This is a genomic window from Streptococcus sp. NPS 308, from assembly GCF_002355895.1.
Classification (GTDB): domain Bacteria; phylum Bacillota; class Bacilli; order Lactobacillales; family Streptococcaceae; genus Streptococcus.
This window is the reverse complement of sequence record NZ_AP017652.1, coordinates 1,720,042-1,740,612: the sequence shown is the minus strand read 5'-3', so window position 1 is coordinate 1,740,612 and position 20,571 is coordinate 1,720,042. Positions and strand designations below refer to the sequence as shown.

Below are 20,571 nucleotides of genomic sequence, written 5' to 3'. Positions count from 1 at the left end.
GTTTGATTTTTTGCACCGTACTATTATACTACAAAATCGGCTTTTTGGGTAATAGAATTTCACATTTTTTGGTATAATGGAAAGCAATAATGGACTAGAAAGATCAAAGATGCAAGATAAAATTATCATTCATGGGGCTCGTGCCCATAACTTAAAAAATATCGATGTGGAGATTCCTAGAGACAAGCTGGTCGTCGTAACGGGCTTGTCAGGATCTGGAAAATCCAGTCTAGCTTTCGATACCCTCTATGCGGAGGGGCAGCGCCGCTATGTAGAGAGTTTATCAGCCTATGCTCGTCAGTTTTTAGGTAACATGGAAAAACCAGACGTGGATTCTATTGATGGTCTCAGCCCAGCTATTTCCATCGACCAGAAAACTACCAGCAAAAATCCACGCTCGACCGTGGGAACGACGACTGAAATTAATGATTATCTGCGTCTCCTCTATGCACGTGTGGGGACGCCATACTGTATCAACGGACATGGGGCTATCAAGGCTTCTTCTGTTGAGCAAATCGTGGATAAGGTCTTAGAGTTGCCAGAACGCCAACGCTTGCAGATTTTGGCCCCTGTCATCCGCAAGAAAAAAGGGCAACATAAGAGCGTCATTGAGAAGGTTCAGAAAGATGGCTATGTCCGAGTCCGAGTGGATGGGGAGGTCTATGATGTGACCGAAGTGCCTGAGCTGTCTAAGAGTAAGCAACATGATATCGATGTTGTGGTCGACCGTATTGTCATCAAGGAGGGCATTCGAAGCCGTCTCTTTGACTCCGTTGAGGCGGCCCTTCGTATCGCGGAAGGCTATGTGGTCATTGATACTATGGATGAGTCCGAGCTCCTCTTTTCAGAACACTATGCTTGTCCAGTTTGTGGCTTTACCGTTCCAGAACTAGAACCTCGTCTCTTCTCCTTCAATGCACCATTTGGTTCATGTAGTGAGTGTGATGGCTTGGGAATCAAGCTAGAGGTTGATACAGATTTAGTTGTACCAGATGCTAGCAAGACCCTTCGTGAGGGAGCCTTAGCACCTTGGAATCCTATCTCATCCAACTACTATCCAAACATGCTAGAGCAGGCCATGACAGCCTTTGGAGTGGATATGGATACGCCTTTTGAGGATTTATCTGAGGAGGATAAACATCTCATTTTCTATGGTTCAGATGGGAGAGAATTCCATTTCCACTATGAGAATGAATTCGGTGGAGTCCGTGATATCGACATTCCTTTTGAAGGTGTTATCAGAAATATCAAGCGCCGTTACCATGAAACCAATAGTGATTACACGCGCACCCAGATGCGCCTCTATATGAATGAACTGACCTGCGGAACTTGTCACGGCTACCGTCTCAATGACCAGGCCTTGTCTGTCCGTGTGGGTGGGGAGAAAGGGCCACATATCGGAGAAATTTCAGACCTCTCAATCGCCGATCACTTGGAGTTGGTCAGCCAGTTGACTCTGTCTGAAAATGAAGCCATTATCGCCCGTCCCATTCTCAAGGAAATCAAGGATCGCTTGACCTTCCTCAATAACGTAGGCCTCAACTATCTGACTCTGTCACGTTCGGCAGGAACCCTTTCAGGTGGGGAGAGTCAGCGTATTCGCTTGGCAACCCAGATTGGGTCCAACCTATCAGGTGTCCTTTATATCCTGGATGAGCCGTCCATTGGTCTTCACCAGAGGGATAATGACCGCTTGATTGCAAGTTTGAAAAAGATGCGTGATTTAGGAAATACCCTTATCGTAGTGGAACATGACGAAGATACTATGCGTGAGGCAGATTATCTAATCGACGTCGGTCCTGGTGCGGGAGCCTTTGGTGGGGAGATTGTCGCTGCAGGTACGCCTAAGCAAGTGGCTCGCAACAGCAAGTCCATCACAGGCCAATATCTATCAGGTAAACGTGCCATTCCGGTACCAGACGTGCGTCGTGTAGGAAATGGTCGCTTTATCGAGGTGACAGGAGCGCGTGAGAACAACTTGCAAAATATCACCGCTCGCTTCCCGCTAGGGAAGTTCATCGCAGTAACGGGGGTATCGGGTTCAGGGAAATCGACCCTAATCAACAGCATTCTCAAAAAAGCCATTGCTCAAAAACTCAACCGCAATTCAGACAAACCTGGTAAGTTTAAAACCATCACAGGGATTGAGCATGTAGACCGCTTGATTGACATTGACCAGAGCCCTATCGGACGGACTCCAAGGTCTAACCCAGCTACCTATACAGGAGTTTTTGACGACATCCGTGACCTCTTTGCCCAGACAAATGAAGCTAAGATACGAGGCTACAAGAAGGGCCGCTTCAGTTTTAACGTTAAGGGTGGTCGTTGCGAAGCCTGCTCAGGTGACGGAATCATCACGATCGAGATGCATTTCTTGCCAGATGTTTATGTCGCCTGTGAAGTCTGCCACGGAACCCGCTACAACAGTGAAACCCTTGAAGTTCACTACAAGGAAAAGAATATCTCGCAGGTTTTGGACATGACCGTCAACGATGCGGTGGAATTTTTCCAACACATTCCGAAAATTCAACGCAAACTCCAGACTATCAAGGATGTAGGGCTGGGCTATGTAACGTTAGGACAACCAGCTACCACCCTTTCAGGTGGAGAAGCCCAGCGTATGAAGTTGGCTAGTGAACTCCACAAACGCTCAACAGGAAAATCTTTCTACATTCTGGATGAGCCAACGACAGGGCTTCATACCGAGGACATCGCTCGCTTGCTTAAAGTCTTGGCTCGCTTTGTCGACGATGGCAATACAGTCCTTGTCATCGAGCACAATCTAGATGTTATCAAGACTGCAGACCATATCATCGACTTGGGACCTGAAGGCGGTGTTGGTGGAGGAACCATCATCGCAACAGGAACCCCAGAAGAAGTAGCGGCCAACGAAGCCAGCTACACAGGACACTATTTGAAAGGAAAGTTACATCATGAATAAACGTGTGCAAGCATTTCTAGCTAAAATGCAAGAAAAAGAACTAGATGGTATCATTATCAATAACCTTAAAAACGTCTATTACCTGACTGGTTTTTGGGGTTCAAACGGAACCGTCTTTATCAGCCGTGATCGTCAGGTCTTGGTGACAGACTCTCGCTATATCATTGCTGCTAAGCAAGAAGTGACAGGTTTTGAGATTGTGGCTGACCGTGATGAGTTGGCTGTCATTGCAGGAATTGTCAAGGATATGGGCTTGTCTCGCGTCGGTTTTGAGGACGAGATTTCTGTCTCTTACTATCATCGTATGCAGGCAGCATTTGAAGGTTTGAAATTGCTTCCTCAAACGCAGTTTGTTGAGGGTCTTCGTATGATTAAGGATGAAAAGGAGATTGCGACTATTCGCAAGGCTTGTTCCATCTCAGATCAAGCTTTTCGCGATGCGCTTGACTTTATAAAACCAGGAAAAACTGAGATCGAAATTGCCAACTTCCTTGATTTCCGTATGCGTGAGCTAGGAGCGGCAGGTTTGTCTTTTGATACCATTTTAGCAAGTGGGATCAACTCTTCTAAACCCCATGCCCATCCCATGCACAAACCGGTTGAAGCAGGAGAAGCCATCACCATGGACTTCGGCTGTCTCTACGACCACTATGTAAGCGATATGACACGAACGATCTATCTCGGTCATGTCAGTGACGAGCAGGCAGAGATTTACAATACGGTTCTGAAAGCCAATCAAGCCTTGATTGACCAAGCCAAGGCAGGTCTAGGTTTCCGCGACTTTGACAAAATTCCTCGTGATATTATCATCGAGGCAGGCTATGGCGACTACTTTACTCATGGTATCGGACACGGTATCGGACTGGATATCCATGAGGAACCCTACTTTAGCCAAACTTCTACTGAAACTATTAAGTCTGGCATGACCTTGACTGATGAACCAGGTATTTATATCGAAGGGAAATACGGGGTTCGTATCGAGGATGATATCTTGATCACAGAGACAGGTTGCGAATTGTTGACTTTAGCACCGAAGGAATTAATTATTATTTAAGAAAATTATGATAAATCGTTGACTTTTATATTTTAAAGGTTTATACTGATTAACGAAAACGGTAGGTGAGGCTACCATAGGGATACGGATGACTACCGCAAAGCAGTGGAGACACTACTCGTTGGTCAACAGTCCTGGTCGGGAAGGCCAAGACTAAGCTCATTACATCGCCCTATGGAGTTAAAGCTTGAACGAAAAAACAGATAATTAGTTTTTTAATCCTGCCATTTTTGTGGTAGGATTTTCTGCTGTTTTAAGAAAAAGAAAGGAGAAAAACGATGCAAATTGACGATCATCCAGAACCGCACATACACAGCCAATCGCTGATTTGTGTCGTTCTGCCCTTATAAAGTGATTGGTCTCTGTGTATGAAACACATCATTCATACAGATAGGAGAAACCAATGAAAACTACAAAAGAAAGATTAGCAGCAGCTATTCACACACCTCTAAACGAAACTCTATCTTTTTATAAGACAAGTCTAACAGGCTTGACTGAGGAGCAGGTGGAGAAAAATCGTGACCTATATGGCGAAAACACCATCACCAAAGGTCAAGAAGACAGTATCCTCAAAAAGATTTACGAATCTATTATCAATCCATTTACAATCATCCTTCTTGTCATTGCTATGATTTCCATGGTGACCAATGTCTGGTTGGCGAAACCTGGACAAGAAGATCCGACGACCTCTATCATCATCGTCGTTCTCGTTCTAATCTCTGGTGGCATACGCTTTGTCCAAGAATTGCGGAGTGACAAGGCTGCGACCAATCTATCAAAAATGATTGTGAATACAGCCACAGTTATTCGCGAAGGCCAGAGTTTAGAGGTCGCAATTGAAGATTTGGTCGTTGGAGATATAGTCAAATTAAGTGCTGGGGACATGATTCCAGCAGACCTCATTTTAATTGAATCACGTGATTTCTTTGTTCAACAATCTGGTTTGACAGGTGAAAGTGATTCGGTTGAAAAACTGGCCTTGTCAAAAATGAGTCAGTCAAACTTTGATAGTCTACTAGAAGCAGAAGCGCTCGCTTTTATGGGAACCAATGTGATATCAGGAAGTGCCAAGGCTTTGATTCTAGCGGTCGGTGATGACACCATGATGGGAGAAATCGAGCAAACCCTCAATACCTATGACGAACCAACCTCTTTTGAGCGGGAGATGAACAGTATCTCTTGGCTCTTAATCCGTTTGATGCTAGTCATGGTTCCCATCGTCTTTCTCTCCAATGGCTTGACAGATGGGGATTGGTTGGAAGCAGGTGTGTTTGCACTGAGTGTTGGTGTTGGATTGACACCTGAGATGCTTCCTATGATCATCACGGCTAGTTTAGCAAAAGGTTCCATTATCATGGCCAAGGAAAAAGTCGTCATCAAAAAACTCAATGCCATACAGGATCTAGGCGCTATTGATATCCTATGCACTGATAAAACAGGAACCCTTACCCAAGACGAAATTGTCCTTGAATATCCTTTGGATATACATGGAGATTTGGATTTGTCTGTGTTGAGACGAGCCTACCTCAATTCCTATTTTCAAACGGGATTGAAAAACTTGATGGACCGTGCCATTATCAGTAGAACTGAAAAAGAAGCTAAAGAACACGCTATTCTACAAAATTTGGATACTAGCTTCCAAAAAATCGATGAACTTCCATTTGACTTTGAACGCAGACGGATGAGTGTCATCGTCAAGGATAAAAACGAAGTTGTTAGTTTGGTAACCAAGGGTGCCCTAGAGGAAATGCTTGCGATTTCAACCCATGTGGAATATCAAGGTCAGATTAGTCCTCTGACGGATGATATCCGAGTGGAAATCTTAAAAGAAGTGGACCAACTCAATCAACAGGGATTGCGGGTCTTGGGAGTCGCTTATAAAACAGGTCTAAAAGAAGGTTTTGCTTACTCAGTTGAAGATGAAAAAGAGATGATTCTAACAGGATATCTTGCCTTTCTAGATCCACCAAAACCATCAGCAGCACCAGCTATCCAAGCTTTGTTAGAACACGGCGTTCAAACAAAGATCTTGACGGGGGACAATGAAAAGGTGACCCAAGCAGTATGCGAAAAAGTTGGTTTAGACGTTGATCAAATCTTGTTGGGTTCTGATATTGACAACATGACGGACGAAGAGTTGGCCCAAGCAGTTGAGAAGGTGACTGTATTTGCCAAACTCTCTCCGGATCAAAAAGCACGAATCATTTTACAAATCAAATCTAATGGACATTGTGTCGGCTATATGGGAGATGGGATCAATGATGCCCCTTCAATGAAAGTAGCAGATGTGGGGATTTCTGTTGATACAGCAGTAGATATTGCCAAAGAGACAGCTGATGTCATTTTGCTAGATAAGGATTTGATGGTGCTTGAAAAAGGGCTGGTTGAAGGACGCAAAGTCTATGCCAATATGACCAAGTATATCAAGATGACGGTCAGCTCTAATTTCGGGAACATATTCTCTCTGTTAGTGTCTGGTATCTTTTTACCTTTCCTGCCAATGGCTCCGATTCACTTGATTGTCTTAAACCTAGTCTACGATCTTTCTTGCATTGCCTTGCCATTTGATAATGTGGATGAAGACTTTTTGAAGCATCCTCATAAGTGGGAAGCCAAGTCTATTACTCGTTTTATGATTTGGATGGGTCCGATTTCTTCTATCTTTGATATTTTGACCTTTATCTTGCTCTATTTTGTCATTGTTCCAATGGCGACAGGTCAAGCCTATGTCCACGGAGCAGAGTCTGCAACGGGCTTTATCATTTTGTTCCAGACAGGTTGGTTCATTGAATCCATGTGGTCCCAAACCATGGTGATTCATATGCTTCGTTCAGCAAAACTTCCTTTCTTACAAAGCCGTCCATCATGGTTTGTTCTTGGAACAAGCATGCTAGCAGCCAGTTTTGTGACCTTCCTTCCCTACTCTTCAATTGCTAGCCTTCTTCATTTAGCCCCTTTGGAACCAATTTATTTCCTCTTCTTGCTTTTGATTATCGTCCTTTATATGATAAGTGTTACAGTTGTGAAACGATTGTATATCAAAAAATTTAAAAATTGGCTATAAATTGATTTTGTCAAGAAAAAAGTACGAAAATCGCTAAAAAAGTTAAATTTTTTTAAAAATAGGTCGCAAGTCGGATGTTTTTTATGGTATAATAGACTAAACTGATAGTAACATGTAGCGAAAGGGGTAGGTACATGATCAAAATTTATACAGTCTCAAGTTGTACTAGCTGTAAAAAAGCGAAAACCTGGCTCAATGCCCACCAGTTAAGTTATAAAGAACAAAATCTCGGTAAAGAAGGAATTACAAGAGAAGAGTTATTAGATATTCTCACGAAAACAGATAATGGTATTGCCAGTATCGTTTCATCGAAAAACCGCTACGCTAAAGCACTTGGAGTTGACATTGAAGATTTGAGTGTCAATGAAGTGCTCAACTTAATCATGGAAACACCACGGATCTTAAAGAGTCCGATTCTCGTTGATGAGAAGCGCCTGCAAGTCGGCTATAAAGAAGATGATATCCGTGCCTTCTTGCCACGCTCTGTCCGTAATGTAGAAAATGCAGAAGCACGTCTACGTGCAGCTCTATAAAACATCAAGGCTGGGAGTGACTCCTGGCCTTGTTTGCTCTTTTGTTTTAAAATCATGTGAGGAATTATGAAAAAGTTACTAATTGCTAGTTTTGCTCTCCTCTTTTTGCTTGCGGGATGTGGGCAAAAAAAGGAAACTCCTGCTGCTTCCACAACAGCATCTGAACCTCTCCAATCCAACCTTCCCGTTTTGGACAATGCCGAAAAAAATACGGTGGTCACCAAGACCTTGCTGATGCCAAAGTCGGAAAATGGGACGCAACAGACTCAGACCATTACCTATAAAGGCAATCAATTTTTGACCTTGACCATCCAGCAAAAACGACCTGTCGGGGATGAACTCAAGACCTTTATCTCTGAAAATGGGCTAGAGGAAACGCAAAAAGCGCTTTTAGAAGCAGAAGAAAAGGATGAGACCATCCAAGAGGTACGCAAACTGGCAGGATTTACACTGGAAACCAAGCTACTCAGCGAGACAGAAATCCAGACCACAACGACTTATGATTTTCAAGTTTTAGATGTCAAAAAGGCAACTCAGCTAGAATATTTAAAAAATATCGGTCTTGAAAATCTCTTAAAAAACGAACCTAGCCAGTATATTGCTGACAGAGTGGCAAATGGGGCGGTAGAACAGTAAGAAAATCCAAATAAACAAACTGATTTATTTGTAGAACGTAAGGAAATATGCTATAATAGTAATATTCTAAGGAAAGAGGGTGTTAGAATGGGATTTACTGAAGAAACTGTACGGTTTAAATTGGATGATTCCAATAAGAAAGAAATTAGCGAAACGTTGACAGACGTCTATGCTTCTTTGAACGACAAAGGCTACAATCCGATTAACCAGATCGTCGGTTATGTATTGAGTGGTGACCCTGCCTACGTTCCTCGTTATAACAATGCACGAAATCAAATCCGTAAGTATGAGCGTGATGAAATTGTTGAAGAATTGGTACGCTACTACCTTAAAGGACAAGGAGTCGATCTATAATCTATGAGAATTATGGGATTGGACGTCGGTTCAAAAACAGTGGGTGTTGCCATTAGCGATCCCCTAGGCTTCACTGCTCAAGGACTTGAAATCATCCAGATTAATGAGGATCAGGGCCAGTTTGGTTTTGACCGGATCAAGGAATTGATTGACAGCTATAAGGTGGAGCGCTTTGTAGTGGGTCTGCCCAAAAACATGAACAATACCAGTGGACCGCGGGTAGAAGCTAGTCAAGCCTACGGAGCAAAATTAGAAGAACTCTTTGGTTTACCAGTAGACTATCAAGATGAGCGTCTGACGACTGTCGCTGCGGAACGTATGCTGATTGAGCAAGCAGATATCAGTCGCAACAAGCGCAAGAAAGTTATTGATAAGTTGGCTGCTCAGCTGATTTTGCAAAATTATTTAGATAGAAAATTTTAAGACAGAGGAGAAACTATGTCACACGATCACAACCATGACCACGAAGAACGTGAATTGATTACACTAGTAGATGAGCAAGGAAATGAAACCTTGTTTGAAATCCTTTTGACCATTGATGGAAAAGAAGAATTTGGTAAGAACTATGTTCTGCTTGTACCAGTTAACGCAGAAGAAGACGAAGACGGGCAAGTTGAAATCCAAGCCTACTCATTCACTGAAAATGAAGATGGAACAGAAGGCGAATTGCAACCAATTCCAGAAGACTCAGAAGACGAATGGAACATGATTGAAGAAGTCTTTAACAGCTTTATGGAGGAGTAAAAACGTTCGGGGAACGTTTTTACCCCAGTTCCTTAAAATAAGAGAGAACTGGTATGTTCAGTGAACATTTTTACCCTTACGCTAAAAATAAAGACCGTAAGTAAGTCTGGGAGACTGTATCAGCCCTGCTTCTAGAAATAAGAAAAAGCAGGAACGTTCGGGAAACGTTTTTAGCCCAATTCCTGAAAATAAGAGAGAGCTGGTAAGTCCGGGGAACGTTTTTAGACTACGTTGAAATTTATAGTAGCTAGTGATTAGCTAACCAGGTAAGAGGTCGGGATTCTAGTCCCGGCCTCGCTTTTTATTTGCAGTAATACTTTGATGTGTAGTTGATTGGATTGTTGTTAAGGAGACATGTATGTTTGAAGTAGAAGAATGGCTTCATAGTCGGATTGGTTTAAACTTTAGATCTGGACTTGGACGAATGCAACGAGCTGTGGATTTGCTGGGGAATCCTGAGAAGACTTATCCTATTATCCACGTAACAGGGACTAACGGTAAAGGGTCAACTATTGCCTTTATGAGGGAGTTGTTTGCAACTCATGGTAATAAAGTTGGTACTTTTACCTCTCCTCATATCATCAGCATCCATGATCGAATCTGTATTAATGGACAGCCGATCGCAGAGGAAGACTTTGTTCGTATAGCTAACCAAGTCAAGGAGATGGAGAAAATTCTCTTAGAAACACATGATCAATTGTCTTTCTTTGAGTTGTTGACCTTGATTGCCTTGCTTTACTTTAAAGAGCAGGGAGTGGATCTAGTCCTGCTAGAGGTGGGGATTGGTGGTTTGCTTGACACGACTAATGTCGTAACAGGAGAGATTGCAGTTATTACTTCCATTGGACTAGATCATCAGGAGACCTTGGGTGACAGTCTGAAGGAAATAGCCGAGCAGAAAGCTGGTATTTTCAAGGCTGGCAAGAAGGCGGTCATTGCTAAGCTCGCTCCAGAAGCTAAACTTGTCTGTCAAAATACAGCGAGAGAGTTAGCTGTTGAACTTTATCAAGCTGGGGGAGACTTCACCTTGAATGCTGGGGATTTTTCAAGTAGTCTAGCTAGTTTTTCACAACTTGAAATCAGTTTGGAAGGTGCTTATCAGCAAGAAAATGCCGCCTTGGCTTTAGAAACTTTTCTTCTGTTTATGGCGTCAGGAGGTGAAAGGGTCGAAGAAGAGTTTGTCAGACGGGCTTTGAAGGAGACACATTGGGCAGGTCGATTGGAACGAATTCGTCCGCAAATCTACCTAGATGGGGCTCACAATCTGCCAGCCTTGACTCGTCTGGTCGAGTTTATCCAGGGGAAAATCCAGCAAGGTTACCAGGTTCGCATCCTTTTTGGAGCTCTTAAACGCAAGGATTATCAGGGGATGTTAGGCTATCTAACGGAGCAGTTGCCTCAGGTGGAACTTAAGGTAACAGGCTTTGACTACCAAGGCTCTCTGGATGAAAAGGATGTGGCGGGTTACGATTTGATTCCTTCCTATGGGGACTTTATCAGAGAATTTGAAGAACAGGCCAATGATCAGGACTTGCTTTTCGTGACGGGATCCCTCTACTTTATCTCGGAAGTCCGAGCAAGTTTGGTAGGAAGCGACGAGATTAGTTGACCTTATAGGTTTATGTTGCTATACTGTAGGTAGGAGGTATATCTGGAAACGATTCCAGCAAAACATTGGCACAAAAGAAAGGAAATCGCTATGAAAACGAAAACATTCACACTTTCTATTGCTTCCCTAGCAATTCTTAGTCTTTTAGCAGCTTGTGGACCTAAGGCACAAGCCCCTACCCAGCAATCTGCTCAGCAATCATCTTCTCAACAAGAATCATCTTCTAGCGCTGCGACAAGTGCTAGTCAACCACAGGCGTCCTCAAGTCAGGACACTACTGTAGCTCAACCTACGAATATCGATGGTACCTATACTGGAAAAGATGAGAATGACCAAATCACTCTTGTTGTAACAGGTAAAACTGGTACATGGACTGAGGTCGAGCCAGATGGAGATAAGGAAATCAAGCAAGTCAGCTTTGAGCCAGAAAATCAACGTGTCATTATCGGTGATGATGTCAAAATTTACACGGTTAATGGTAATCAATTGATTATCGATGATATGGACCGAGAGGCATCTGACCGAGTGGTATTAACAAAATAGGATCTCAAATCTAAATAGAAGTTTGGAATTAAGGTTTCAGCTTTACCTTCTACAACTTCAATAGTAACTGTCATAGGATTTGTGCGATATTGAAAAATATAAATAATATTGGAAAGAACTATCATTATGGTAGTTCTTTTTAAGCCTCTTAATACCCTAGTTAAAAATATAAAAAGGGATAGCACGTCATATAATGAAGGAGTAGTTTAAGAATCTTGCAGTTCTTGGAATAGTTTGAATAGAAAAAGGTAAAAGGTTGCTATCTACCCCTGAACTGAGGTATACTAGTAGAAACAATAGTTTATCAAGCAGTTAAGGAGAATGTTAGAAAAGAAAGGGGATGTATGACAGCTAGAAAAATGCAGCTACTCATGTCCAAATATGGTTTTAGTATTACCATCATGTTGGCAGAGTTGTTTATCGTCTTTGGTTTATTTCTCTATCTAGGGCAAATGGCTCCAATTGTCTGGATTATCCTAGTCATTTTAGTGAGCTTAGCGACTATTGTATCGATTGTTAATCGATCTATGAATCCTGAGAGTAAGGTAACATGGCTGTTAGTAGCCTTTGTACCAGTGTTTGGACCCTTGCTCTATATCATGTTTGGAGAACGCCGTTTATCTAAAAAAGAAATGAAGCAGCTAAAGCAGCTCCAATCAATGGTTGATCGAGAGGACAATAGCAGAGCTCTCCGTTTGGAGTTAAAAGAGCAGGACAAGTCAGCTTACGGAGTTATCAAATCACTCCTCAGTATGGATACGAATGCCGATGTCTATGATCGAACGGATACACATTTTTTTGCCTCTGGTGAAAGTATGTGGCATCAGATGCTAGAGGATCTCAAGAAAGCTGAGAAGTTTATCTTTCTCGAATACTATATCATCGAAGAAGGTTTGATGTGGAATAGTATTTTGGAGATTTTGGAAGAAAAGGCAGCTCAAGGAGTAGAAGTGAAGCTTCTCTATGATGATATTGGTTGTATGGCAACCTTGCCTGGAGATTATACCATCCAGCTTCGTGGCCGAGGGATTGAAGCCCACAAATTTAATAAGGTGATTCCACGTTTGACCGTTGCTTATAACAACCGTGATCACCGTAAAATCATGATTATCGATGGGCAGATTGCCTATACAGGTGGTGTCAATCTAGCAGACGAGTATATCAACCATATCGAACGCTTTGGTTACTGGAAGGATAGTGGTATTCGGCTGGATGGTCCAGCAGTAAAGGCTTTTACCAGACTCTTTTTATCCACCTGGTATATCAATCGTGGAGAAATTAGTGACTTTGACCAATACCATCTTGAAAATCAACCTAGAGACGGGATGGGGATCTGTATTCCCTATAGTAGTGGACCAAAGCCCATTTACCAATCCCAGGTTGGGAAAACGGTCTATCAAAACCTTATCAACCAAGCTACAGACTATGTCTATATCACTACACCCTATCTGATTGCGGACTATGATCTCACCGAAAGTATCAAAAATGCAGCATTGAGAGGGGTAGATGTGCGAATTGTGACGCCTTGTATCCCAGATAAGAAGGTCATCCAATTGGTTACTCGCGGAGCCTATCCTGATTTGCTATCTGCGGGAGTACGCATTTATGAGTACAGTCCCGGCTTTCTTCATAGCAAGCAAATGCTGGTCGATGGAGAAGCAGCAACAGTTGGAACCATCAATTTTGACTATCGTAGCTTGCTCCACCACTATGAAAATGGCGTTTTGCTTTATAGAACACAATCTATTTTAGACATTGAGAGGGACTTCGAAGAGATTTTTAAAGTTTCTCAAGAAATCTATCCCCACACTATCAAAACCAGCTGGTATCAAAGCCTAATCAAGGAAATTGTCCAGTTGTTTGCACCTATGCTCTAACTATCGACCAAGATCTAGCCCAAGGCTGGGTCTTTTTTGTCTTCTTACGAATAGATAAGTAAAGGAGAAAACCATGCTTAATCTAGAAGATGATGATTTTATCAGAGAGTATAGTAATAGTCGATTTCATCGTTTTCGTGAAATCGAACGCTTTGCGTTATTGGATAAGAAATTTAGCAAATATCAATCCCAAGCTGACATTCCTGTAAGATTTTGATATACTAAAACAGATAAACTTAGAGGAGAAATTGAATGAACGTATACGGGAAAATAGATGAGAAACAAGAAGAATCTCATTACCAAGACTGGTCAGTGCCAGAAAAACGAGAAGGAGCTCCCATTCCCTTTTTTAGTATTTTGCTTTGGAGTTTAGTAGCCACAGCCATTTCGGTTGCCCTGCCTTTTATTTTTGGTTTAATCAGTCCGCAACAAAGTCAGGATCTTTATACCGGTTGGGCCTTGCATCAAAATGGTCAAATGTATACAGATTATTTTGGGACGGAGGGATTGCTCTATTATGTGCTAACCTACCTTTTTCAAGGCAGTGTTTTGATTGCTTTGGTTGAGTGGTTGGCCTTGTTTGGAGCAGGTGTTTTTCTTTTTAAGGCTGCGGATACTCTTGTCGGTCAAGAAAAGGAAGCGAAGCGAGTTGTCTTTATTCTATACTTGCTTGTAGCGGGCCTCGCTTTTGGTGGCGGTTATGCTCTCTTGCTAGCCCTACCTTTCCTATTTTATTCATTGAGTATCGTTACAAATTATCTCGCTTTTCCAAAGGATGACAAAGGATTTGTACGAGTGGGTATGAGCCTTGCACTTGCTTTCTTCCTTGCGCCAATCCCAACCGCCTTGTTTGCGGCTGTACTGGCCTTGGGAATTATCGGCTTTAATCTAGGCAAAGGTCACTTTGTTCATGGTCTATATCAGTTTTTTGCGTCAGCCCTAGGATTTTCACTCTTATTCTATCCTTTAGGCTACTATACAGTGTGGACAGGTAGTTTTGGGGATGCCATTAGCCAGACCTTGTATCCGGTAAATACTCTTAGCCTCTTTTCGAACTCGCATTTGCTTGAAAATGCAGCCTTCTATGGCTTGCTTGCTATTGGATTAGGTTCCCTTGGCTTGCTCTTTACAGGTTTGTTCCAGTCAAAACCAGCCAAGCAATATGCCTTATCGATTGCTGCTAGCTTGGGATTCTTGGTTTCTTTGGGAATCTTGATTCTCTCCAAAGAACCTATCAACGGTACTCGTCTTGTGGTGCTAATTCCTTTCTTGGTCTTGCTCCTTCTGACAGGAATCAAGGAAGATGTTTCTGAGGGAGGGAGTCGTCGTAGAAGAAGACGTGAGAAACAAACTTCTTTCCTTAAAGGAAATTTCTATCTACCACTGATTGCCCTTGCCTATCTCATTGTTCTTCCTATTGTGAGTCGCTACCTTTCACACCCAGTGACTTATCAGGAGAGAGAACGTCTTGCTAGTATGGTCAAACAGCAAACGAGTTCTGAGGATCGTGTCTATGCTTGGGATGATCGTCCTGATTTCTACCGTGCAAGTGAACGCTTGGCGCCGACTTCTCTATCAACTCCAACACTTTATACTGCAAGCGATGAAAATAAAACCAAACTGATGAATGACCTGAAAGAAAATCAACCGAAGATGATTGTGGTCAATCAAAAAGTTGCCTTGTGGTCAGATGTAGAGAGCTGGCTCAGTGAAAACTATGAGCTTGTTCAGACAGATACTAGCGAGTTTAAACTTTATAAATCAAAATAACAAAAATCAATATCTTGTGTAATTTTAAAAATTTTAGGATTTTTAACACAAGATATTGATTTTTATTTTTAGAGTGGTATAATACTGAATATAAACAATTCAACAATATTTTAGAAAAGAGCATGGATATGATTGTATTAGAAGAAAAGCTTGCAACCGTTCCCACCTTGTTCGTTGAAAAACGAGATGGTAGGCGTGTGGTGTTTGATGTAGACAAGATTGACAAGGCTCTCCACAAGGCGGCGGAAAAGGTTATGGACGTTACGCCTCTAGTAGAAAAACGCCTAAATGGTCTAGTTGAAAGAATCGTGACTGAAATTCACAGCCGCTTCCCTCAAGGTGTCAAGATTTACGAAATTCAAAATGTCGTAGAACATGAACTCCTTGAAGCCAAAGAATATGCCTTGGCTGAGGAGTATATCACTTATCGGACACAAAGGGATTTTGAGCGCTCAAAAGCGACAGATATCAACTTTAGTATCCATAAACTTCTCAATAAAGATCAAGCAGTTGTCAATGAAAATGCCAATAAAGACAGCGATGTCTTCAACACCCAGCGTGATTTGACAGCAGGGATTGTTGGGAAGTCGATCGGGCTACAAATGCTTCCTAAGCACGTAGCTAATGCTCACCAAAAAGGGGATATCCACTATCATGACTTGGACTACAGCCCCTACACTCCGATGACCAACTGCTGTTTGATTGATTTTAAAGGCATGCTGGAAAATGGTTTTAAGATTGGAAATGCAGAGGTAGAGAGTCCCAAGTCTATCCAGACTGCGACAGCTCAGATTTCACAAATCATCGCCAATGTTGCTTCTAGTCAGTACGGGGGCTGTTCAGCTGACCGTATCGATGAAGTCTTGGCGCCTTATGCGGAGAAGAATTATCAAAAGCACCTCAAGGATGCGGAAGAGTGGGTCTTGCCTGACAAACGGGAAGATTACGCTTGGAAGAAAACCCAAAAAGACATCTACGATGCCATGCAATCTCTCGAGTATGAAATCAACACCCTCTTCACTTCAAATGGACAAACACCTTTTACTTCACTCGGTTTTGGTCTAGGAACTAGTCGTTTTGAGCGGGAAATTCAAAAAGCTATCTTGACCATTCGTATCAAGGGACTTGGTTCAGAACACCGTACAGCTATCTTCCCTAAACTCATCTTTACGCTAAAAAGAGGACTCAACTTAGAGGAAGGTTCACCTAACTACGACATCAAACAGTTGGCTCTTGAGTGTGCAACCAAGCGGATGTACCCAGATGTCTTGTCCTATGATAAGATTATCGAACTGACTGGCTCTTTCAAGGTTCCTATGGGATGCCGTTCTTTCCTCCAAGGCTGGAAAGATGAAAATGGTGTTGAGGTCAATTCAGGTCGGATGAATCTAGGTGTTGTGACAGTCAATTTACCTCGTATCGCCCTCGAGTCTGAAGGGGATCTGAATAAGTTTTGGGAAATCTTCAATGAACGTATGAACATCGCAGAAGATGCTTTGGTTTACCGTGTTGAACGTACCAAGGAAGCAACACCAGCGAATGCCCCTATCCTTTATCAGTACGGAGCCTTTGGCCGCCGTCTTGGAAAAGAAGAAAGTGTTGACCAACTCTTTAAGAATCGCCGTGCAACAGTTTCGCTGGGCTACATCGGTTTGTACGAAGTGGCGACGGTCTTCTTTGGAAACAGCTGGGAAAGCAATCTTGAAGCCAAGGAATTCACACTGGATATCATTCGCGATATGAAACGTCGTGTGGAAGAGTGGTCTGACCAATATGGTTACCATTTCTCTATCTACTCCACACCGTCTGAAAGTCTGACAGACCGCTTCTGTCGCTTGGATACAGAGAAGTTCGGCTCTATTCCGGACATCACGGACAAGGAATACTACACCAACTCGTTCCACTACGATGTTCGTAAAAATCCAACACCGTTTGAAAAATTAGACTTTGAGAAAGTTTACCCAGAAGCAGGTGCGTCAGGTGGTTTCATCCATTATTGTGAGTATCCAGTTCTTCAACAAAATCCTAAAGCCTTGGAAGCTGTTTGGGACTATGCCTATGACCGTGTCGGCTATCTAGGGACCAATACTCCGATTGATCGTTGCTACAAGTGTGACTTTGAAGGGGATTTTGAACCAACTGAGCGAGGCTTTGCTTGTCCCAACTGTGGCAATAGCGACCCTAAAACAGTAGATGTGGTCAAACGTACGTGTGGTTATCTGGGAAATCCTCAAGCGCGTCCGATGGTTAATGGACGCCACAAGGAAATCGCTGCGCGTGTCAAACACATGAACGGTTCAACTATTAAAACAGCCGGACATGAAGTAACAAATTAGAAGGAAACGCAATGGGGAAATACCAATTAGACGATAAGGGACGCGCACAAGTGACCCGTTATCACGAGAAACACTCGAAAGGTGGGACAGGTAAAAAAGAACGCTTGCTCAACCTCAGAGAACAGTTTTTAAACAAGAGCAAGAAAAAATAAAAGTGAGAGTCTGCTCTCACTTTTCTCTTAGGTGGGATGGGAATATGGAACTACGCAGACCGATATTGGCAGATAAAGAAACAGTTTTAGAGATGATGGCAGAGTTTGAACAGACTCAATCAGCCCACGATGGCGGGTTTTGGAACGCCAACAATTTTGTTTATGAAGAGTGGTTAAAAAACAATCAAGATCATGAAATGGGGATTAATTTGCCTGAAGGGTGGGTGCCTGATATTCAGTTAGTCGCTTTTTCGATAGATGGTCAAGCTGTAGGATTTCTCAATATCCGCTTGTGTCTCAATGACTTCTTATTGGAAGAAGGTGGACATATTGGCTACTCCATCCGCCCCTCTGAAAGAGGTAAGGGTTATGCGAAAGAATCCCTCCGACAAGGTCTACAAGTTGCTAAGGGAAAGAATATTAAACGAGCTTTAGTGACTTGTAGCACAGAAAATCCAGCAAGCCGAGCTGTTATCTTAGCTAATGGTGGGGTGTTTGAGGATGTTCGCAATGGTGTAGAACGTTACTGGATAGATTTGGAGTAAAAGGATGACATGGAATACACCAAAACCAGGTGAATGGAAAAGTGAGGAACTTAGTAAAGGGCGGATCATTGATTATAAGGCCTTTAACTTTGTCGATGGAGAAGGTGTGCGCAACTCTCTCTATGTATCAGGTTGCATGTTTCACTGCGAGGGGTGCTATAATGTTGCGACTTGGTCTTTCAACGCAGGCATTCCCTATACGCCAGAATTAGAAGAACAGATTATGACAGACCTTGCCCAACCCTATGTTCAAGGTTTGACCTTGCTAGGAGGAGAACCATTTCTCAATACAGGTATCCTCTTGCCGCTCGTTAAGCGCATTCGAAAGGAATTGCCAGACAAAGACATCTGGTCCTGGACGGGCTACACTTGGGAAGAAATGATGCTGGAGACTCCAGATAAACTGGAACTCTTATCATTGATTGACATCCTTGTCGATGGACGGTATGATAAAAGCAAACGCAATCTTATGCTCCAGTTTCGAGGTTCGTCCAATCAACGGATTATCGATGTGCAAAAATCCCTCAAAAGTGGGCAAGTGGTGATTTGGGACAAGCTTAATGACGGAAAAGAAAGCTATGAGCAGGTGAAGAGAGAATGAAGAAAAAAGACCTGATAGAACAACTGGTTTCAGAGATCGAAACGGGAAGAATTAGGACGCTGGGGATCTACGGTCATGGGGCTTCAGGTAAATCAACCTTTGCACAGGAATTACATCAAGCCCTAGATTCTACTACAGTAAATTTACTAGAAACAGATCCCTATATCACCTCAGAACGTCACCTGGTAGTACCAAAGCAAGCGCCAGATCAAAAGGTGACGGCTTGTCTGCCAGTGGCGCATGAACTAGCAAGTTTACAGAGAGATATTCTCGCCTTGCAGGCAGGCATGGACATCTTGACGATTGATGAACCTTGGAAGGCTAGCGAGGTCTTGTCTGGAGCAAAGCCAATTCTTATTGTTGAAGGGATGTCCGTGGGTTTTCTTCCCAAGGAACTCTTTGACAAAACCATCTGTTTCTACACGGATGAGGAGACCGAATTAAAGAGGCGCTTAGCTCGAGATACGACTATGAGAAATCGCGATGCATCTTTTGTATTAGCTAGCCATCAGATGAGACGGGAGCAGTATCTGCGATACTATAGAGAAACCGAGTCTAAAGCGGACATTTTAGTAGATCAATCAGAAGATACATTCAAGGTCAAAATGACACATATTATATAGAAGAAAAGGTAGTTTTTTATAGATGTAAATCCGTAATTTTGGAAAGATAAAAAGAGAAAACAGTTTCATCTTAAAAAAAACGGAAAAAGCTCACAAATCCCTTGCAATCGCAGGGGCTTTGTGTTATTCTACCGTGGTGCTGTAAATCACATCTTTAGCTGTGATGCAAGAGGTTGTGACCACGATTGGATACACTGCCACACAACGCGCGTCGATTTCCTATTTTTGCTTTGAGTTTGAATCCCTTTATGTCTTAGACTTGAGCACAAAAAATGTTCGTTAAAAACTTTCCAGACTATATCAATAAGAATTGGAAGGATGGTCTTGGTTGAAGCCTGCATTGTTTTTCAGCTCTGGTTGAGACCGGTAAATTGAACGTTTTGTTTGTTATAGGCACCGTTTTTTCTGGGAAAAGGGAGATGATAGTGAATGGTGTGATATATCCTATACGCAAAGAATGCTATTTCATTTTGTTGCGTGAATTAGCCTCTTGGTAGCTAGAAAGTTTAGAGCTGAGGTTGATTGCTAGTCAGTCACCTTAGAAGTGAAAGTAAAAGGAGCGAAGGAATGTTTTTAAAAATAATCAGTAGTATCTCTACAAATAATTTCCAAGATCCAAACATGATGGAAAAAATTAGCCATCTATGGCAGGAGCACCAGAAAGAAGTAGAGGAGGCATTTGCCCAAGGGCTTCCGATTTATGCAGTCTATCATGATTATGTCAGCGACTACAAGGGGGATTACAGCTTGTCGCTCTGTAGTCTATCCGATAAAGAAGACTGGGATTTTGACACTTCAGAACAAACCTACCAAGTATTTGAGGTGGATACAAGTGATTCAAAAGGGTTTCTCCATACCTGGCAACAAATTTGGCAGGCAGAAGAAGCAAGAGAACTGCAACGTCAGTATAGTATTGATTTTGAAAAATATGATCCAGATCAGACAGTATCTATCTTTATCGCCACCCCCAAAAATGGGTAAATTGTCAAACTATGTTTTATTTACGAAAGAGGATCAGAACATACTCTAGTAACTTAGGTTAGTAAAAAAACGAAAAAAAGCTCACAAATCCCTTGCAATCGCAGGGGCTTTGTGTTATTCTATTATGGTGCTGTAAATTACAGCTTTAGCTTTGATGCAAGAGGTTGCGACACGCTCGGTTGCATTGCCACGCAACGCGCGTCGGTTT

The 20,571-nt window shown here is 42.5% G+C and carries 19 protein-coding genes and 1 riboswitch; all 19 genes read left to right on the top strand.

Annotated elements, in window-relative coordinates; all coding sequences use genetic code 11:
* The first annotated feature begins 109 nt into the window (after positions 1 to 109).
* The 19 genes from uvrA to SNAG_RS08730 all read left to right on the top strand — a co-directional run bounded on the left by uvrA (position 110) and on the right by SNAG_RS08730 (position 20,363).
* Positions 110 to 2,941, top strand: coding sequence for an excinuclease ABC subunit UvrA (uvrA, locus tag SNAG_RS08820; RefSeq protein WP_096408490.1), 2,832 nt, complete (start codon positions 110 to 112; stop codon positions 2,939 to 2,941).
* A complete protein-coding gene (locus tag SNAG_RS08815) occupies positions 2,934 to 3,995 on the top strand; it encodes a M24 family metallopeptidase (RefSeq protein WP_096408488.1) in 1,062 nt (353 codons plus the stop codon). The genes uvrA and SNAG_RS08815 overlap by 8 nt, the downstream gene beginning before the upstream one ends.
* Positions 3,996 to 4,050: 55 nt before the next feature.
* Positions 4,051 to 4,202, top strand: a riboswitch (M-box (ykoK) riboswitch).
* Between the two features lie 196 nt (positions 4,203 to 4,398).
* Complete coding sequence (gene mgtA, locus SNAG_RS08810) at positions 4,399 to 7,059, top strand: magnesium-translocating P-type ATPase (RefSeq protein ID WP_096408485.1); 2,661 nt, start codon at positions 4,399 to 4,401, stop codon at positions 7,057 to 7,059.
* 134 nt (positions 7,060 to 7,193) lie between these two features.
* Positions 7,194 to 7,592 carry a transcriptional regulator Spx gene (spx, locus tag SNAG_RS08805; RefSeq protein ID WP_000591165.1) on the top strand — a complete coding sequence of 133 codons (399 nt, stop codon included), beginning with the start codon at positions 7,194 to 7,196 and terminating at the stop codon, positions 7,590 to 7,592.
* Positions 7,593 to 7,658: 66 nt separating this feature from the next.
* The gene (locus SNAG_RS08800; RefSeq protein WP_033630419.1) at positions 7,659 to 8,228 is read left to right on the top strand and encodes an SP0191 family lipoprotein; all 570 of its coding nucleotides are present in this window, start codon (positions 7,659 to 7,661) and stop codon (positions 8,226 to 8,228) included.
* Between the two features lie 87 nt (positions 8,229 to 8,315).
* Positions 8,316 to 8,582, top strand: a complete 267-nt coding sequence (locus tag SNAG_RS08795; RefSeq protein WP_000507059.1) for an IreB family regulatory phosphoprotein — start codon at positions 8,316 to 8,318, stop codon at positions 8,580 to 8,582.
* 3 nt (positions 8,583 to 8,585) lie between these two features.
* Positions 8,586 to 9,005, top strand: coding sequence for a Holliday junction resolvase RuvX (gene ruvX, locus SNAG_RS08790; RefSeq protein ID WP_096408483.1), 420 nt, complete (start codon positions 8,586 to 8,588; stop codon positions 9,003 to 9,005).
* A 15-nt stretch (positions 9,006 to 9,020) separates the two neighbouring features.
* Positions 9,021 to 9,326: a DUF1292 domain-containing protein gene (locus tag SNAG_RS08785; protein ID WP_000017622.1), complete on the top strand. Its 306-nt coding sequence runs from the start codon at positions 9,021 to 9,023 to the stop codon at positions 9,324 to 9,326.
* Between the two features lie 358 nt (positions 9,327 to 9,684).
* Entirely contained in the window at positions 9,685 to 10,935 is a 1,251-nt protein-coding gene (locus tag SNAG_RS08775; RefSeq protein ID WP_049484728.1) for a bifunctional folylpolyglutamate synthase/dihydrofolate synthase, read from the top strand.
* A gap of 90 nt (positions 10,936 to 11,025) precedes the next feature.
* The gene (locus SNAG_RS08770) at positions 11,026 to 11,478 is read left to right on the top strand and encodes an SP_0198 family lipoprotein (protein ID WP_049484729.1); all 453 of its coding nucleotides are present in this window, start codon (positions 11,026 to 11,028) and stop codon (positions 11,476 to 11,478) included.
* Positions 11,479 to 11,822: 344 nt separating this feature from the next.
* On the top strand, positions 11,823 to 13,355 hold the full coding sequence (gene cls / locus SNAG_RS08765; RefSeq protein WP_096408480.1) for a cardiolipin synthase: 1,533 nt from the start codon (positions 11,823 to 11,825) through the stop codon (positions 13,353 to 13,355).
* A 73-nt stretch (positions 13,356 to 13,428) separates the two neighbouring features.
* Positions 13,429 to 13,572, top strand: a complete 144-nt coding sequence (locus tag SNAG_RS09835; RefSeq protein WP_164497043.1) for a hypothetical protein — start codon at positions 13,429 to 13,431, stop codon at positions 13,570 to 13,572.
* A gap of 35 nt (positions 13,573 to 13,607) precedes the next feature.
* Entirely contained in the window at positions 13,608 to 15,125 is a 1,518-nt protein-coding gene (locus SNAG_RS08760) for a damage-inducible protein CinA (protein ID WP_096408477.1), read from the top strand.
* A 128-nt stretch (positions 15,126 to 15,253) separates the two neighbouring features.
* Positions 15,254 to 17,461 (top strand): anaerobic ribonucleoside-triphosphate reductase, encoded by a 2,208-nt coding sequence (nrdD, locus tag SNAG_RS08755; RefSeq protein WP_172842406.1) that lies wholly within the window; start codon positions 15,254 to 15,256, stop codon positions 17,459 to 17,461.
* An 11-nt stretch (positions 17,462 to 17,472) separates the two neighbouring features.
* The gene (locus SNAG_RS08750; RefSeq protein ID WP_000521627.1) at positions 17,473 to 17,613 is read left to right on the top strand and encodes a hypothetical protein; all 141 of its coding nucleotides are present in this window, start codon (positions 17,473 to 17,475) and stop codon (positions 17,611 to 17,613) included.
* A 44-nt stretch (positions 17,614 to 17,657) separates the two neighbouring features.
* The gene (locus tag SNAG_RS08745) at positions 17,658 to 18,158 is read left to right on the top strand and encodes a GNAT family N-acetyltransferase (RefSeq protein ID WP_096408472.1); all 501 of its coding nucleotides are present in this window, start codon (positions 17,658 to 17,660) and stop codon (positions 18,156 to 18,158) included.
* A gap of 4 nt (positions 18,159 to 18,162) precedes the next feature.
* Positions 18,163 to 18,759, top strand: a complete 597-nt coding sequence (gene nrdG, locus SNAG_RS08740; RefSeq protein ID WP_096408470.1) for an anaerobic ribonucleoside-triphosphate reductase activating protein — start codon at positions 18,163 to 18,165, stop codon at positions 18,757 to 18,759.
* The gene (locus SNAG_RS08735) at positions 18,756 to 19,382 is read left to right on the top strand and encodes a uridine kinase family protein (RefSeq protein WP_096408467.1); all 627 of its coding nucleotides are present in this window, start codon (positions 18,756 to 18,758) and stop codon (positions 19,380 to 19,382) included. Before nrdG ends, SNAG_RS08735 begins: the two co-directional genes overlap by 4 nt.
* 567 nt (positions 19,383 to 19,949) lie before the next feature.
* Positions 19,950 to 20,363, top strand: coding sequence for an effector binding domain-containing protein (locus tag SNAG_RS08730; protein WP_044021470.1), 414 nt, complete (start codon positions 19,950 to 19,952; stop codon positions 20,361 to 20,363).
* Positions 20,364 to 20,571: the final 208 nt, after the last annotated feature.

Coding starts and splice junctions, on each gene's coding strand:
- uvrA (WP_096408490.1), top strand. CDS start 110: ATGCAAGATAAAATTATCATTCATGGGGCTCGTGCCCATAACTTAAAA.
- SNAG_RS08815 (WP_096408488.1), top strand. CDS start 2,934: ATGAATAAACGTGTGCAAGCATTTCTAGCTAAAATGCAAGAAAAAGAA.
- mgtA (WP_096408485.1), top strand. CDS start 4,399: ATGAAAACTACAAAAGAAAGATTAGCAGCAGCTATTCACACACCTCTA.
- spx (WP_000591165.1), top strand. CDS start 7,194: ATGATCAAAATTTATACAGTCTCAAGTTGTACTAGCTGTAAAAAAGCG.
- SNAG_RS08800 (WP_033630419.1), top strand. CDS start 7,659: ATGAAAAAGTTACTAATTGCTAGTTTTGCTCTCCTCTTTTTGCTTGCG.
- SNAG_RS08795 (WP_000507059.1), top strand. CDS start 8,316: ATGGGATTTACTGAAGAAACTGTACGGTTTAAATTGGATGATTCCAAT.
- ruvX (WP_096408483.1), top strand. CDS start 8,586: ATGAGAATTATGGGATTGGACGTCGGTTCAAAAACAGTGGGTGTTGCC.
- SNAG_RS08785 (WP_000017622.1), top strand. CDS start 9,021: ATGTCACACGATCACAACCATGACCACGAAGAACGTGAATTGATTACA.
- SNAG_RS08775 (WP_049484728.1), top strand. CDS start 9,685: ATGTTTGAAGTAGAAGAATGGCTTCATAGTCGGATTGGTTTAAACTTT.
- SNAG_RS08770 (WP_049484729.1), top strand. CDS start 11,026: ATGAAAACGAAAACATTCACACTTTCTATTGCTTCCCTAGCAATTCTT.
- cls (WP_096408480.1), top strand. CDS start 11,823: ATGACAGCTAGAAAAATGCAGCTACTCATGTCCAAATATGGTTTTAGT.
- SNAG_RS09835 (WP_164497043.1), top strand. CDS start 13,429: ATGCTTAATCTAGAAGATGATGATTTTATCAGAGAGTATAGTAATAGT.
- SNAG_RS08760 (WP_096408477.1), top strand. CDS start 13,608: ATGAACGTATACGGGAAAATAGATGAGAAACAAGAAGAATCTCATTAC.
- nrdD (WP_172842406.1), top strand. CDS start 15,254: ATGATTGTATTAGAAGAAAAGCTTGCAACCGTTCCCACCTTGTTCGTT.
- SNAG_RS08750 (WP_000521627.1), top strand. CDS start 17,473: ATGGGGAAATACCAATTAGACGATAAGGGACGCGCACAAGTGACCCGT.
- SNAG_RS08745 (WP_096408472.1), top strand. CDS start 17,658: ATGGAACTACGCAGACCGATATTGGCAGATAAAGAAACAGTTTTAGAG.
- nrdG (WP_096408470.1), top strand. CDS start 18,163: ATGACATGGAATACACCAAAACCAGGTGAATGGAAAAGTGAGGAACTT.
- SNAG_RS08735 (WP_096408467.1), top strand. CDS start 18,756: ATGAAGAAAAAAGACCTGATAGAACAACTGGTTTCAGAGATCGAAACG.
- SNAG_RS08730 (WP_044021470.1), top strand. CDS start 19,950: ATGTTTTTAAAAATAATCAGTAGTATCTCTACAAATAATTTCCAAGAT.